Genomic DNA, 14,943 nt, shown 5'->3' with positions numbered 1-14,943 from the left:
ATAAGTTTGATTCCTATGAAGTCTTTTTCTCCTTGGATTTTCCCCGTTTTCATTTTTTTGCTGTCCTGCGAATCGTCTGATAGGCGTCAGCAGCAACAAAGATTTGAATTTGATGATTCTATCATTTTGGAAATGGAGTCTGAACTTGCTCAGCTTGAAGAAGAGATCATTTTGTTGAAGGATCATTTCGAATTTCTATTGGCAAATAGAGATAGTATTCTCAAAATTGCAGATACGAAAAAGTATGAATTTGATAAGGGCTTTTCTACCAATAAACCTCAAGATTCCGATAAGCTAAGCACAGTTGTAGTTTTTAATACCACCAGTGATTTTGAAAAATCCATGGAAAATGTATTGATCACGAATGATATGGACTCTCTTTTCAATACATCACTTGAAAAGTACGGAATGATAGCTCAGGTATATTATAATACCGTAGATCAAGTTTCACGAGTCTTTCCTGCTTATGATTCGAAAACTCTTTTGGCTCCAGTGCTGGATCTGACAAGCTTCAATTTCTTCTACGAAGGAGATTTCGAACATAATCCCGACAAAGGCCCAAAGTGGATACCTGAGGTCTATATAGATCCAGCAGGCAGAGGCTGGATTCTATCTTTGGTGCACCCGGTTATCGATAAGGGTGAATTATATGCAGTTTTGGGAATAGATATTACTGTAGAAGAGATTTTTGGTCGCTATCTAGATGACAAGAAAGGGGAGTACTTAATCGTGAATAGCCAAGGCGATATTGTAGGGGGAAATTCTGGGGCGATAGAAGCACTTAGTTTTCCGCCTTTATTGAATCATGTGTATAGAGAGACTATTTTGTCTGATAATTATCGGGTTTCAGATTTCAATCTGTTCAATAGTAAGAATAATGAAGTGAGGGAAATGGCCAAAGCAATTATTCTAAATAAGGAAAAGAGTTTCTTTTTTGAGGACGATTTCAGTCCAGTGGCAGCTTACTCAGCCCCCTTTAATCTCTTAGATTGGTATTTGATAGAAATTGTTCCTGGTTCCTAATGAAGACTAGAAAAGGATATCGCAGAGATTTTTGGCTAACTCTTGTTATTGGGACAGGCTTGGTGTTTCTGGTAATCCTCTTAGGGGTTAGTTTTTTTATTGCGATTTCAAACGCAGAAATCAAATCCAGAAAGGAGTTTCTGAGGAAACAAACAGAACTTGCGGCAACCGAGATTGAGCTGGCAATTGACAGATTCGAAGAAACTGCTGTAGGGCTCACAGATTACCTGGAAGATGAGGATTTGGATCCGGATGATTTCAGAGATGATTTATCAAAGTCTGTCAGGAAAATTTTCAATAATTATCCAGGACTTATTGATACGGTTTGGGTCAATCTGCAGGACTCTGTGGTTTTTATGACTTTCAGTGATAGAAACGATTTCATAAGAAATAACTATGAAAAAGAGGTGCCTACAAAGCTGGATCGAGATTATCTATATTTTTCTGAAGGTAGTGGACAAGGATTTGAAGTCAGCTTTTTATTAAACCCTGTGCGCTATACCCAGAATTTTGTCACGCATTATTATTTAAATAATAATGGAAAGAAAATGCTTCTGGCTGGGGAGGAGTTACTTAGCCTTGATTCAGAGAATGGTGAATCTGATCTGGAGATTGATAGGGTATCTCTTAAGAACATTCGAAATGATGCCTCTATAGGGATTATTGGAATTTATGAGATTGATTGGATTCAGGACGAGGTTTCCGGCTCGGGCGTTTTGGTACAGTATCCCTTTGATTTTGGCAGTATATATGAAAATGTAGCGCTTTTGTTTATGATTGAATCAAGTTCAGTCCCCGGTGGTATATATAATACTTACCTTTTTCTGTTTACTGGATTTGTATTTTTGCTTATCGGCACTGTGGTATTTTTTACGCTTTCACTACAAAATAGACTTGATTCCCAAAGGCTGCTTGAAGAAAATGCCAGGGAAATTTCTGAATTGTTTGACCAGCAAAACATATTGCTCAAGGAGCTTAGAGGTTTTGTGTTTTTTCATGATTATAAGGGGCAGATCACCAGAGTATCAGATGAGGTGGAGGAGGTATTGGGACATCCAAAATCTGAGTTTTTGAATGCCTTCAAAGGAGAAGAGGGTCATCGGGATGCTCTGAATGTAAAGGGTTTGGTGAGGAGTGCTATCAGCCAGAATAAATCCTTTATCAATGTGGAATATGATTTTCACAGGCCGGATGGCAAAGTCGTAAGACTAAGGATTTTCGAAAAGTTAGTTTTCGATAAGCAGGGGAGATTCAACGGGGGATTGGGAATATGCACGGATATTTCTGATCAATTTCAAAGTAAACAGGAGTTGATCGAAAGCGGCAAACGCCTTCAAAACCTTATTGACAACATTCCGGATATTATTTTAGCTTACGATAATGAGGGGATTCTGTTAGAGTCCTATGCGAAGGATCAAAAATTCTTAAAATCACTAGGAACCTCTGTCATAGGGGAATCTGTGTTTGATCTGGTGCCAGAAAAGCAACGTGAGCAAACGAAATTTGCATTTAATCTCGCTAGAAAAACCGAGCAAATTCAGACAGTTGACTTGAATTTCACTACTGAGGATGAAAACCAGTACTTTGAAATTCGATTTTTCCCGTTGGATTCAAAGCGGATGATGTCGATTACCAAGGATATCACGAGTCAGCGGATCTGGGAAAAGGGCTTGGTAGAGGCGATGAATGCGGCAGATCAGGCAAGTAGAGCCAAGTCCGAGTTTTTGGCAAATATGAGTCACGAGATTAGAACCCCGATGAATGGACTTCTAGGGATAATAGATCTCCTAGATCAGACAGAGCTAGATGATCAACAGCTCCAATATCTGGATGTCATCAAAAATTCTGGCAACTCCTTATTGAATATCATCAAGGATATTCTCGATTATTCTAAAATTGAAGCAGGTAAAATAGAAATCAACTCCATTAGTTTCTGTCCGGCAGATGAGTTGGAAAAACAGGTTCAAATCCTATCCGGTTTGGCTCAAATGAAAGGTATTATACTAAAGACTATCCTTCAGCCTAAAACGAAGGAGTTGATGGAAGGGGATGTTGAAAAAATCAATCAGATTATTCTCAATCTTGTCGGAAATGCTGTCAAATTCACCTCAAAAGGTGGGACTGTTTTAGTGAAACTTGAACTAGAGCATATATCTGGAGGGATCAATTTTCTCAAATGTATAGTTCAGGACAGCGGAATAGGTATTCCAGCAGAAGAAATTCCCAAGCTTACTGATCCTTTTTACCAAGTGGAAAGCTCTAATTCAAGGAGTTACCAAGGAACTGGACTGGGATTGGCTATCGCAAAGAAGATTGTAGAGTTGATGGGGGGTGAGTTGACTATCACAAGTGAACTGGGTAAAGGCTCAGTCTTCGCTTTCTCAGTGATAGTGAAAAAAGCGCCTGAAAATGCAGGAGAAAATCATTTGGCATTACTGCCCAAACGAATGAATTGGAATGGAATGGCAAAGGAATACCCACTTCGCATTCTTTTGGCTGAAGATAATGAGTTAAACTTACAGCTCATGAAACTGATGTTAGAGCAATTGGGCTATGCTTTTGATGTAGTTAGAAATGGCAATGAAGCGCTACAAAGCATCAAACAAAAAGAGTACGACATCATATTAATGGACGTACAAATGCCAGTGCTGAACGGATTGGACGCTTCCATAGAAATCAGAAAGCTGGGTGAAATAGGGCAGGTTTACATTGTAGGGTTATCAGCCAATGTCTTCGATGAAGATCAGAAAAAAGCAGCAGAAGCAGGAATGGATGATTACTTGATGAAGCCGATCAGACTGATTTCCCTGGCTGAGAAACTAAAGGAATATTCCTTAAAGTGTAAATTCTCAGCTAAAAAAGTATAATAAAAAAGCCGGTTTTTAGCCGGCTTTCTTGTTCTTTATAATGGAGTATTGATATCAAATGCTTCCAGGTAATCAGAAACCCGCTTGACAAATTTCCCTCCAAGAGAACCATCTACTACTCTATGGTCATAGGAATGGGATAGGAACATTTTGTGTCGGATAGCGATCACATCACCGGTGGGTGTTTCTACTACAGCAGGTTTTTTCACGATTGCACCCACTGCCAAGATTGCTACTTGAGGCTGAGGGATTATAGGGGTTCCCATCACATTGCCAAAAGAGCCAACGTTCGAAACGGTATAGGTACCACCTGCAAGGTGATCAGCGTTTAATTTATTGTTACGCGCCAAATTTGCCAGTTCATTGACTTTTTTGGAAATACCCACAAGGTTCAATTGATCGGCTTTTCTTATGATCGGCACGATCAGATTTCCGTTTGGAAGAGCTACCGCCATGCCGATATTTATATCTTTTTTCCGTATGATTCTATCTCCATCTACAGAGATGTTGATCATCGGGAAGTCCCGAATAGCTTTTGCCACTGCTTCTATAAAGAAAGGCGTATAGGTGATTGACTCCCCGAATTTGGCTTTGTAATCCAACTTATTGCGCTCTCTCCACAATACGATATTCGTCATATCAGCTTCCACAAATGAAGTGACATGAGCAGATATGCGTTTTGATTCCACCATTCGCTGCGCAATCATTTTTCGCATGCGATCCATTTCGATGATCTCGTCTTCACCGGACACGCTTACCTGGACTTTAGGTGTGGAGATAGATGGTATAGTCAAGGATTCTTTAACAGAGGACGCTCTCGAATCTAGGTAATTCAACATGTCCTGTTTGGTCACCCGGGAATCTTTACCGGTACCAGGTATGTTGGCTAGCTCTGCCTTAGATATTCCTTCTTCCTTAGCGATGCTTTGTACAAGTGGTGAGTAAAATCTATCATCCCCGGAGTCAATGGAGTTTGCTGATTCTGATGATTTGAGAATAGCGGCTGTATTTTCTGGAGCTGCTGCAATCAGGTCTTCTTTCGGCGAATCAGCAGTAGACTGCGGCTTTGAAGGGACTGTTTTCCCTTCTCCTTCAGTCTCTATAATTGCTATTGGAGCTCCCACAGCTATCACATCTCCCTCTTTGGCAAGGATCTGCTTTAACACTCCTGCATGGGTAGAGGGTACCTCTGTATCGACCTTGTCCGTGGCAACTTCTAAGACGGATTCATCTTGTTCTATAGTGTCACCCTCACTTTTCAGCCAGGTCAACACCGTACCTTCTATGATACTTTCGCCCATTTTGGGCATTAGCATTTCTACAATCGCCATGGTTATGATTTAATGATTTATTGGGTTTATATACAAGTTTTAAAATTAAATTTTATAAAACAGGATCACAAACCTTTCAATAGAAATTTTATTTGTTATTTCTCCGTAATACAAATTCTGAGAAGGTTCAAAACTGCTACTCCAGTCAATTGTATATTAAGCATTCTATCCTGAGTTAGCTGAAGTTTTTTGGTTTCAACGAACCCTTCTCCTGCACAGGCAATCCAAACGGTTCCTACTGGTTTTTCTTCTGTTCCTCCATTTGGACCAGCGATGCCGCTGCTTGCCAAACCAAAATCTGAGTTGAATAACTTTCTTACTCCAGTTGCCATTTCTCCGACAGTCTCTTCGCTAACCGCTCCAAATGTGGATAAAGTTTCATTCCTAACCTGAAGGATTTCATTTTTGAATTGGTTGTGGTATGGGATTACTGCTCCTTGAAAATACGAACTACTCCCGGAAATACTGGTAATTAGGTGGGAAATATAACCTCCGCTACAGCTTTCAGCTAAAGCTACAGTTTTCTGACTTGTAGTCAAAAGCTTCCCTATTGCCCTTTCAAGCGTTTCATCGTCATAGCCATACACATACTTTTCAATGCTGGGCAAGACCATGTCGATTTGCTTTTGGATATCTTTTTCAATTTGGTTTTTGTCTTGCCCAAATCCGGTAAGTCTAAGTTTGACGTGACCTAGGGATGGGAGGTAGGCCAGTCGTATGTTTTTAGGCAAAGCATTTTCCCATTCCCGTATCAAATCCGCCAGCCAGCTTTCTCCAATACCAACTGTTTTCACCATTCTATGGACGATGATGGGAAGTGGAAATAGCGTAGGTAGTTTTGGTAAGACAAAGTCTCTCATCAACTTCTTCATCTCATGCGGCACGCCTGGCATAGACATCCAGTAGGTTCCGTTTCGTTCAAACCACATTCCTGGAGCAGTTCCCACTTCATTTGGCACATAAGTACAGCAGGCAGGTAGGTGGCCTTGTAGAATATTTAATGGAGTGATTTCTCTTCCCCGCTTTTTGAAAAATTCAGTGACTGCTTCCACAGCTGCTGGATTCTCTACAATTGGGCAATTAAAATACTCTGCCATCAGTGGTTTGGTCAGATCATCTTGCGTAGGACCCAGTCCTCCAGTAATCAAAATGATATCAGCTCTAGCTTCCGCAGATGCAAAAGCCGCCAGGATATCCTTTCTGTCATCACCCACTGTCGTTTTCCTGACCACTTTGACACCCATTAAATCGAGTTCCTGACTGATCCAGTGACTGTTTGTATCTACAATTTGCCCATAGAGCAATTCGTCTCCGATGGCTATAATTTCTGCTCTAACGACCTTCATTATTTTATCTAACTTCTGATTTACGAAGAATCTTGGTGAAGATTGTTGGGACAAATCGTTTTAGATAAATCCCAAAAGTTTCCTTTCCTCCGATATACACTTCTTCTTTTTTCTTTTCTAGTGCCTTAAAAATCTCCTTCGCACATTCTTCCGCGCTCATGCCATTTTCCTGAGCCTTATCCATCTCATTGAGTGGAGTACCGTCAGCAGTCAGAGCATTTTTGGAAACATCCGTCTTGATAAATCCTGGGCAGATCATCGTCACAGCTATATTTTCCTCAAAATGCTCCAGCCGAAGTGACTCGAAAAAACCATGCAAGGCATGCTTTGCAGCGGCGTAACTTGAACGGTATGGAGAGCCAAACTTGCCAACCAGGGATGAAATGACTCCAAATTGTCCGGATTTTCTCTGAATGAAATGGGGGAGAATTGCCTTTGTTAATCCAACAGTGCCAAAGAAATTTACTTCCATAAGCTTTCTATCCACTTCCATTGGAGTGTCTTTGATCAAAGAGCGCTGGCTGATTCCTCCATTGTGCAAGACCATATCAATATGTCCAAAAGCAGCAATTGCTTCAGCAGTTTTTACTGGAAACGAAACCTGATCCATCAGATCTAGAGGAAGCACTTTGCAGTTTTCAGGATTTGAACTGGATGTTTTGACTCGTTCCAGTGCTTCTTTATTTCGTGCAGAAAGTATTACTTGGTAGCCTTCACTTACGAATTTATAAGCCGAAGCCTCTCCAATACCGGACGAAGCTCCAGTGATCCAGATTACTTTTTTTGACATGTTACCTGTGGATTCTTTCGTAATTGACGTAGGTGAAAGGGTACTGATTGCGATCATCAGCGGGATGGTATTCACTGAAAGTAACTTTCCAGTTTTCCTTGTCGAATTCTGGGAAATGTGTGTCTCCTTCGGGTCTAGCTTCCACTTCAGTGAGTACTAACTCGTCAGCTAAAGGTAAGGTTTGACGATAGATTTCGCCACCACCGATCACATAGAGGTGATCTACTTTCAGTTTTTGGCAAAATACAAAAGCCTTTTCTACACTTTCAAACACATAATGCCCTTCCGGTACTTCATAGTCTTTGTTTCGGGTGATTACGAGATGCGTTCTGTTTGGCAGCGGCTTTCCCAGTGACTCAAAAGTCTTCCTCCCCATAAGTATGTAATGATCGGAAGTGAGTCTCTTAAATCGTTTGAAATCATCTGGCAATCGCCAAACGAGGTCATTTTCTTTACCAATTACATTATTGGCAGCCAATGCGGCTATTAGTGATATCTTCATGCAAAATCCTTCTTGCCTTGAAGATAATAGGCGAGCACCCCATAAAAAATAAAAAAAGCCAGAATTACTGTTCCTTCATGGAATTCATGAGGTTGGGATATTCCGCCATGGTCAGAGATTTGGGAGCGGACTCATTTATCTCTATCACTTTCATGTCAATTTTTTCGGAATCTGTAGAAGTGAAAGTCAGCTCCATGAAATTGCCATCAGGCATATTGTTGAAATGCTGGGCATATCGTTCCTGGGCTTTTGAAGTCATCATCGGGCTGTTACTGCCCCAAAATGAAGCATATCCACCTATGGGTTTATCTGTGATCCAGTAGTAGCCTTCTCCATCTTCACTGACTACATGGTACTCTTCGCAAGGATAACCTAAGATGTCCTTGGTATTGCCCGTTTTCTCTATAGATACCTCATAATCCTCAGAAGTTGATTCAATATTTTCGTCCACCATTTCATCCATAGCATCCATATCCAATTTGTAGGCGAAGCTTGATTTTTCACCCTTATTGTCTAAGAATACAATGGAAGCTTGGTTCTTCACATCAAAGACCATCGCAGTAGTAGCTTTTGGGTTTTTAGGGTCTATCAGCTCCATTCCGGTGTAGTCGGTGGATTCAGCCAGATAGGATTTCAACTGAAAAGGATCCTCAGCTTTGCCATTAGCATTTGTGCTGACCATTTCCAGTGTTAAGTATCCAAAAAAATCGTATTCGTCTTCCGTATCAACAGGCTCACCTAGGCCTTTCATTATTTGACTCATATCTATGTTTCCAGCTGCATTTCCTTCACTATCTCCATACATATCCGAAAACAATTTTTCGAGCTGTCTTTGGGTCATTTTAGTTGCTTCTTCTTCTACCTTTTTTTCTATGGCTCTTTCCACCCCCCTGTTAGCGGCATTTTGGATTTTCTTAATGAATTGAGCTTCAACAGTGATGGAACTGAAAGGAAAAATGAGAAGTACCACGAAATATTTTACTAAGCTTTTCATAATTATTTGGTTTAAAAATTGGTTTTTGATTCAATACAAGTTCCTAAAAATCAGGTAAAAGGTAAAGTGTTCAATGATTTAATTTGGTGGAGTATAATTGCATGAGGGTTAGTTTTGGTAAAAAATAGTAATCGAAAATCAGCGAAGATTTGCTAATTGCTTTGTTTAAAAAATGAGTCTCACCATCAGGATCCAAATTTATAGCCTCTCAATAAATCGTCCACTTTCATGCGCTTTTTACCTTCTAGCTGAAGCTCCAAAAGCTCCAACACTCCTTCTCCGGTCTGGACTTTCAAATAGGTTTTGTTGTCCGTTTGAATCTCTCCAATTGCCTTATTAGTCTCCTTAGCTGGATCGAATTTCGTCTTGTAAATTTTGCAAACTTTATCATCAAACCTGGTCCAAGCAGCTGGATAAGGGGATAATCCTCGTACCAGATTATGAATGGATTCAGCTGACTTGTTCCAGTCGATCTCGCCATTTTCTTTAAAAATCTTGGGAGCATGATGGATCGCTTTGGATTCGTCCTGAGGAAGTGCTTGGACTTTATCTTCGGCTATGTCTTCGACTGTTTTGAGCACAAGCTTCGATCCCAAAGTCATCAATTTTTCATAAACTGATCCGAGGTCATCTTCAGCTAGAATAGGTGTTTTTTCCTGATAGATAATACTTCCAGTGTCGATTTCATGTTTTAAAAAGAAAGTCGTAACGCCGGTTTCAGTATCTCCATTGATGATCGCCCAATTGATCGGAGCGGCACCACGATAATTGGGTAGAAGTGAAGCATGAAGATTGAATGTGCCTAATGGAGGCATATTCCAAACTGACTCAGGAAGCATCCGAAATGCAACTACGATCTGCAAATCAGCCTTCAATGCGCGGAGTTCTTCCTGAAATTCAGGTGATTTAAGGTTGGTGGGTTGGAGAATATTCAAATCAAGTTTCAGTGCTGCTTCCTTCACCGGAGAAGGGATTAACTTCTGGCCGCGTCCTCTAGGCTTGTCAGGCGCAGTGATCACACCGACGATATCCCAGCCATTCTCAACTAGTAGTTCTAAAGCAGGCACTGCAAACTCAGGCGTGCCCATGTATATGATTCTAAGATTTTTGTTCATCGTGAAATTGATTTGAGATTTAGAATTCGAAATTTTCAAACTCAATTGTAAATCAGGTATTTGGTTCTAAGCTCTTTGTACTTATCCAAATCGACTTTCCAACTAGCAGTGATTTCAGCTTCAGTTTTCCCTTCCATGATCATCTTTTTCAACTGATCTGTACCGGCAAGTGTGTTGAAGTAATTATTGAAAAAAGCCTGACCTTTTCCTGATTTTTGATAGGCATCAATTAGATACTTCAATGTAAATTCATGCATCATAGATTCGCCTCTCAAATCCACCCCAAAGCATTTTTTATCTTGATGGGGAGGATTCTTTGACATGCCATCAATACTCACCGGAGTAAAGGTGAAATCACCAAATTTTGGGTCTGGATAGCCATAAACCTGAAATGGGAAATGTGTGCCACGACCTAGAGAAACAATTGTTCCTTCGAAAAAGCAGGTGCTTGGATAGAGTTTGATCGATAAATCATTCGGCAAATTTGGAGAAGGTTTTACAGGCAAATTATATGGGGTGCTATGATTCCAATTTCCAACAGGAATCACTTCCAAATCAGCTTTCAAGCCACCTTTGAGCCATTTTTCTCCATTGATCATTTGCGCCAGCTCACCCACAGTCAATCCATGAACAACCGGAATGGGGTGCATGCCCACAAAGCTTTCAAAACCTTCTTTCAAAACGGGCCCGGCAATGTAAGATCCATTAGGATTGGGTCTGTCGAAAATGATGACTTTTTTGCCATTTTCCGCAGCGGCTTCCATCAGGTAGTGCATCGTACTGATGTAGGTATAAAACCGTACGCCTACATCCTGCAAATCAAAAATCAGGATGTCTAGATCTTGAATTTGCTCCGGTTTTGGCTTCTTATTGTTGCCATAAAGCGAAATTATCGGAAGGCCAGTTTTGGCATCTACTGAGTTATCTACTTTTTCACCTGCATCAGCCTGACCTCTGAATCCATGCTCAGGCACAAAAACCTTTTTTACGACTACTCCTTTTTCCAGAAGAAAATCAACCACATGCTTATTTTCGCTGTGAGTCAATATGCTGGTTTGGTTGGCGACAATGCCTATGCGCTTACCTTGCAGCTGTTCTAAATAGAGTTCTGGACGTTCTGCGCCGGGTAGAGGCTTATTTTGTCTGGCCATAGTCAGGCTAGAAGTGGAGAGAATTAAGAGTGTTAAACTCAAAAAGTAAATAAAGGGCGAAAGTTTCGTTTGCTTCATGCTATTTTGCGGTCTCATCGAACAAATTAAAGCAGTCCTTTGAACCTTTCCTATTTCATCGCCAAAAGAATCAGTTTCAAGAAAGCTGGGGGATTTTCGGCCACCATACATAAAATTGCAGTAGGGAGTCTTGCACTTGGGCTGGCAGTCTCCCTCGTTTCCTTTATGGTTTTGGGTGGTTTTCAGGGTACAGTTTCTGAAAAAGTCTATGGCTTCACCGGTCACTATCAGGTACAGCGGTTCACGATGAGCAACGCCTTTGAGGAAGCTCCTTTTTCTTTAAACTCCCAATTCAGTCAAACCTACCAGGAACTACCTTTCATTACCAAGGTTCAGTCCTTTGCGCATAAAGCTGGCTTGATAAAAGGCGATGAGGAAGTAGAAGGTGTCCTCATGAAAGGAGTGGGGCAGGATTTTGATACGCTGGGATTCAAAAAGTATGTGATTGATGGCAGAATGCTTCAGATTCCAGACGAAGGGACAAGCAATGAAGTCATGCTGAGTCAGTTTATAGCGAATAAACTTTTACTCAAAGTAGGAGATAAAATCACTCTTTATTTTGTCCAAGACCCTCCCAGATTTAGACGGGTGGAAGTAGTAGGGATTTTTCAAACCTACCTGGAAAACTTCGATGAAAAAATCATAATCGGAGAATTGCAGACCATTAGAAATCTCAATAACTGGACAAATGATCAGATCGGTGGGCTGGAAATTTTCGTAGATGATCTTAGTAAAATTGAATCATATTCTCCTATACTAGAGGATTATATGGATTATGACTTAAAGTTGATTAGTAGTCAGGATAAATTCCTGGAGATCTTTGATTGGCTTAGTTTGTTGGACAACAACGTGTATGTATTCATCGGTCTGATTGGCTTCGTGGCAATCTTCAATATGGGAGCTATTCTCTTTATTTTGATCATGGAGCGAACGCAAATGATAGGTCTGTTAAAAGCCTTGGGCTCCACCAATAAGCAAATCCAGAGGATATTCTTTTGGAATGGTATCAATATCCTGCTGCGGGGAATGGTGATAGGAAATTTGATAGGTCTTGGAATAGGCTTTTTGCAGGACAAATTCAGATTGATCCCTCTTGATGCGGAAAGTTACTACATGAGCTATGTGCCGATTGACTGGAACTGGGCTGCGTTTTTTATGATCAACTTTGGGATTGTTGTGCTTACTGCAGCGGTTTTGTTGATTCCGGTGATGGTGATTTCCAAGGTGGATCCTATTCGCTCAATACGCTTTGATTAGCCTTGTAAGGGCTGAAAATACTTTTGATCTTCATCGAGACTACTCCAAACCCAGCTTCCTTAAAAATCCCCGGACTCATTTTGGAAGTACCTTTCGTTCGGTCTGTGAAAATGATAGGGACTTCTACCAGTTTGAATCCAAGTTTCCAGGAGGTGAACTTCATCTCAATCTGAAAGGCATAGCCTACGAATCGGATTTCATCCAATTTGATTCCCTCAAGAACAGATCTATGGTAGCACTTGAAGCCTGCAGTGGCATCTTTTACCGGCAATCCAGTGATAAATTTCACGTAAACACTTGCGAAGTAGGACATTAAAACTCTTCCCATTGGCCAGTTGACTACATTCACGCCAGTGATGTACCGTGAACCTATTGCCAAATCAAAGCTACGGTCAGCGCAAGCGTCATAAAGTCGGATCAGGTCATCAGGGTTATGCGAAAAATCAGCATCCATTTCGAAAATAAAGTCATAATCCCTTTCCAAGGCCCACTTAAACCCTGTAATGTAAGCCGTTCCTAAGCCTAGCTTTCCTTCTCTCTCGATGAGATGAAGTCGATCAGGAAAAGCTACCTGCTGACTTTGAACCAGTTTTCCGGTTCCATCTGGACTGCCATCGTCAATTACCAACAGCTCAAAGCCGCCTTCAAGATTCATCACCGCATGGATCATTTCCAGGATGTTTTCCTTCTCATTGAATGTAGGGATGATGACGAGCTTACGATGGTTCATAGTTGGGGCAAAGCCCAAAAGTAAGGCTAAAGAGCGATTTTAGAAGAGTGGTGACCATAAATTTTGGTTAAAGTATAGATTTGCACAAAAATTCAGCAAGAATGAAGCACGTAGCTATTGTAAGTTATTTCTCGATTGGAGCATACGATACCAATACACTCGATGAAAATCTAATGCTTTCCGAAATTCTCACCGAGCTACAGGTTTCGCATGAGATTGTCAGTTGGTCAGACCCAGCTGTTCAATGGGAGCGGTTTTCATTATTGCTTATTAAGTCCACCTGGGATTACTTTGACTATTATCCAGAGTTTTTGGCCTGGATAGCTAAGATAGAAAAGCTCGGGATTCCATCTTTGAATAGCATGGAAACGATTCGTTGGAATTCTTCGAAAAGGTATCTTTTGGAAATTGAGTCTGCTGGTTTTCCAGTTGTTGCGGGTATGATTCTGGAAAAAGGATTGCCTATTTCTCAGGAGAATATTGCGTCAAAAGTCACTTCAAAGACCTGGGTAGTGAAGCCATTGGTGAGTGGCGGAGCAAAAAACACCTTGAAGATAGAAACTCAAGAATGGGACAACTATAAGGATAAAATACAGTCCTGGGTGAATGATGAGGCATTTTTGGTTCAACCATTTATACCTGAGATTGAAAAAGTAGGAGAGTACTCACTAGTATTTTTTAACAGTAATTTCTCGCACGCCGTATTAAAAACACCGGCGACCAAAGACTTTCGTGTTCAGCATTATTTTGGTGGGACGATTCAATCTGTGAATCCTTCAGAAACTATACTGGCATCTTGTCAGAAATTACTAAACAGATTTGCAACTGACAGTTTATATGTCCGGGTGGATGGGGTAGTGGTCGATGGGATATTCTACTTGATGGAATTGGAAATGATCGAGCCGTATTTGTTTTTAGGTTCCAGTGAGCAAGCGCTTAGTAATTATAAGAAAGCCATAGAAGGGCGCATAGCTTCAACTTTGCTGAAGTGATAATTCAATTTTCCGACAAGTATTATTAATTGGCAGAAGCTGAAAGGCCTAAGTATTTCATGCAAATTTCCTTTTTTGCCAAAGCTTCAGTATGATCTGGATTTTGCTTTAGCACAGCATCAAAATCCTCAATAGCCCATTTCATAAAACCTGCATTCATCAGAGCAAATCCACGATTGTAGCGTCCTACCATGTTGTTTGGCTCGCGGCTTACATAGGAATTAAAGGAGGCAGCACAGCCCAAAGCATCTCCCTGGTAGGCTAGAGCCATTCCTGTATAGTAGTATGTTTGCGCATAATCAGGATTTAGATCTGCTGCTTTTCTTAGGAACTCTTCAGCTTTTTTAAATTTCCCATTCATCAACATCGTCCGACCTAGTAAATACATGATATCAAAATCTTCAGGGTCTAAGGTAGCTGCTCGCAGAATTAGGTTCTCAGCATTTTCATAATCCTTTTCTTCAAAGTGTAATTTTGCCAATCCACCGTACGCCTGAGCATATTCCTTGTCGATGTCGATAATTCGCTCGTAATCTGATTTTGACTTTTCGATTTCGCCTAATTCTTCATAACACCTTGCGCGTAGATGTAGCGCTTTCACATCGGTGACTGTGAAAAAGAGGTATTGATTCAAATTAGAAATGGCCTCCTCATATTGTTCATCATTGAATAATTGTTGAGCTTCTTGAAGATTACTGGAGCAGGAGCTGCTTATAATTATCAATAAAAGAATAGTTAGGGTACGTAAAAGTCGTTTCATGACTAAA

Annotated in this window: 13 protein-coding genes; 4 read left to right on the top strand and 9 right to left on the bottom strand. The window is 40.7% G+C overall.

The genetic code is table 11. The features are described from left to right. Positions 1–15 precede the first annotated feature (15 nt). Together BM386_RS18845 and BM386_RS18840 are read left to right on the top strand one after the other, a co-directional pair. Positions 16–1,023 (top strand): hypothetical protein, encoded by a 1,008-nt coding sequence (locus tag BM386_RS18845; protein WP_091697077.1) that lies wholly within the window; start codon positions 16–18, stop codon positions 1,021–1,023. Continuing rightward, complete coding sequence (locus BM386_RS18840) at positions 1,023–3,890, top strand: PAS domain-containing hybrid sensor histidine kinase/response regulator (protein ID WP_091697075.1); 2,868 nt, start codon at positions 1,023–1,025, stop codon at positions 3,888–3,890. The genes BM386_RS18845 and BM386_RS18840 overlap by 1 nt, the downstream gene beginning before the upstream one ends. Positions 3,891–3,925: 35 nt before the next feature. Here BM386_RS18840 and BM386_RS18835 read toward each other — a convergent pair whose 3' ends face one another. From BM386_RS18835 to BM386_RS18805, 7 genes are all read right to left on the bottom strand, one after another. After that, positions 3,926–5,221: a dihydrolipoamide acetyltransferase family protein gene (locus BM386_RS18835; RefSeq protein ID WP_091697073.1), complete on the bottom strand. Its 1,296-nt coding sequence runs from the start codon at positions 5,219–5,221 to the stop codon at positions 3,926–3,928. 95 nt (positions 5,222–5,316) lie between these two features. Next, positions 5,317–6,567 carry a competence/damage-inducible protein A gene (locus BM386_RS18830; RefSeq protein ID WP_091697071.1) on the bottom strand — a complete coding sequence of 417 codons (1,251 nt, stop codon included), beginning with the start codon at positions 6,565–6,567 and terminating at the stop codon, positions 5,317–5,319. Between the two features lie 4 nt (positions 6,568–6,571). Then, on the bottom strand, positions 6,572–7,357 hold the full coding sequence (locus BM386_RS18825; protein ID WP_091697070.1) for an SDR family oxidoreductase: 786 nt from the start codon (positions 7,355–7,357) through the stop codon (positions 6,572–6,574). Between the two features lies 1 nt (position 7,358). Beyond that, on the bottom strand, positions 7,359–7,859 hold the full coding sequence (locus BM386_RS18820; protein ID WP_091697068.1) for a dihydrofolate reductase: 501 nt from the start codon (positions 7,857–7,859) through the stop codon (positions 7,359–7,361). A gap of 64 nt (positions 7,860–7,923) precedes the next feature. Continuing rightward, positions 7,924–8,853 (bottom strand): DUF4412 domain-containing protein, encoded by a 930-nt coding sequence (locus BM386_RS18815; RefSeq protein WP_091697067.1) that lies wholly within the window; start codon positions 8,851–8,853, stop codon positions 7,924–7,926. A 185-nt stretch (positions 8,854–9,038) separates the two neighbouring features. Further along, positions 9,039–9,968, bottom strand: coding sequence for a methionyl-tRNA formyltransferase (fmt, locus tag BM386_RS18810; RefSeq protein ID WP_091697222.1), 930 nt, complete (start codon positions 9,966–9,968; stop codon positions 9,039–9,041). Between the two features lie 41 nt (positions 9,969–10,009). Further along, entirely contained in the window at positions 10,010–11,197 is a 1,188-nt protein-coding gene (locus BM386_RS18805) for an exo-beta-N-acetylmuramidase NamZ family protein (RefSeq protein WP_091697065.1), read from the bottom strand. Between the two features lie 39 nt (positions 11,198–11,236). On the opposite strand from BM386_RS18805, the gene BM386_RS18800 reads away from it, so the two are divergent. Beyond that, the gene (locus BM386_RS18800) at positions 11,237–12,454 is read left to right on the top strand and encodes an ABC transporter permease (protein ID WP_091697063.1); all 1,218 of its coding nucleotides are present in this window, start codon (positions 11,237–11,239) and stop codon (positions 12,452–12,454) included. Here BM386_RS18800 and BM386_RS18795 read toward each other — a convergent pair. Beyond that, positions 12,429–13,184, bottom strand: coding sequence for a polyprenol monophosphomannose synthase (locus tag BM386_RS18795; protein ID WP_091697062.1), 756 nt, complete (start codon positions 13,182–13,184; stop codon positions 12,429–12,431). The genes BM386_RS18800 and BM386_RS18795 overlap by 26 nt on opposite strands. Positions 13,185–13,285: 101 nt before the next feature. On the opposite strand from BM386_RS18795, the gene BM386_RS18790 reads away from it, so the two are divergent. Then, a complete protein-coding gene (locus tag BM386_RS18790; protein WP_091697060.1) occupies positions 13,286–14,176 on the top strand; it encodes an ATP-grasp domain-containing protein in 891 nt (296 codons plus the stop codon). Positions 14,177–14,201: 25 nt separating this feature from the next. Here the strand turns inward: BM386_RS18790 and BM386_RS18785 are convergent, their stop codons facing one another. Next, positions 14,202–14,936, bottom strand: a complete 735-nt coding sequence (locus BM386_RS18785) for a tetratricopeptide repeat protein (protein WP_091697058.1) — start codon at positions 14,934–14,936, stop codon at positions 14,202–14,204. Between the last annotated feature and the right edge of the window lie 7 nt (positions 14,937–14,943).

The sequence above is a fragment of the Algoriphagus locisalis genome, from assembly GCF_900116615.1.
Classification (GTDB): Bacteria; Bacteroidota; Bacteroidia; order Cytophagales; family Cyclobacteriaceae; genus Algoriphagus; species Algoriphagus locisalis.
The sequence above is the reverse complement of the archived record's forward strand: the minus strand, read 5'-3'. Positions and strand labels throughout refer to the sequence as shown.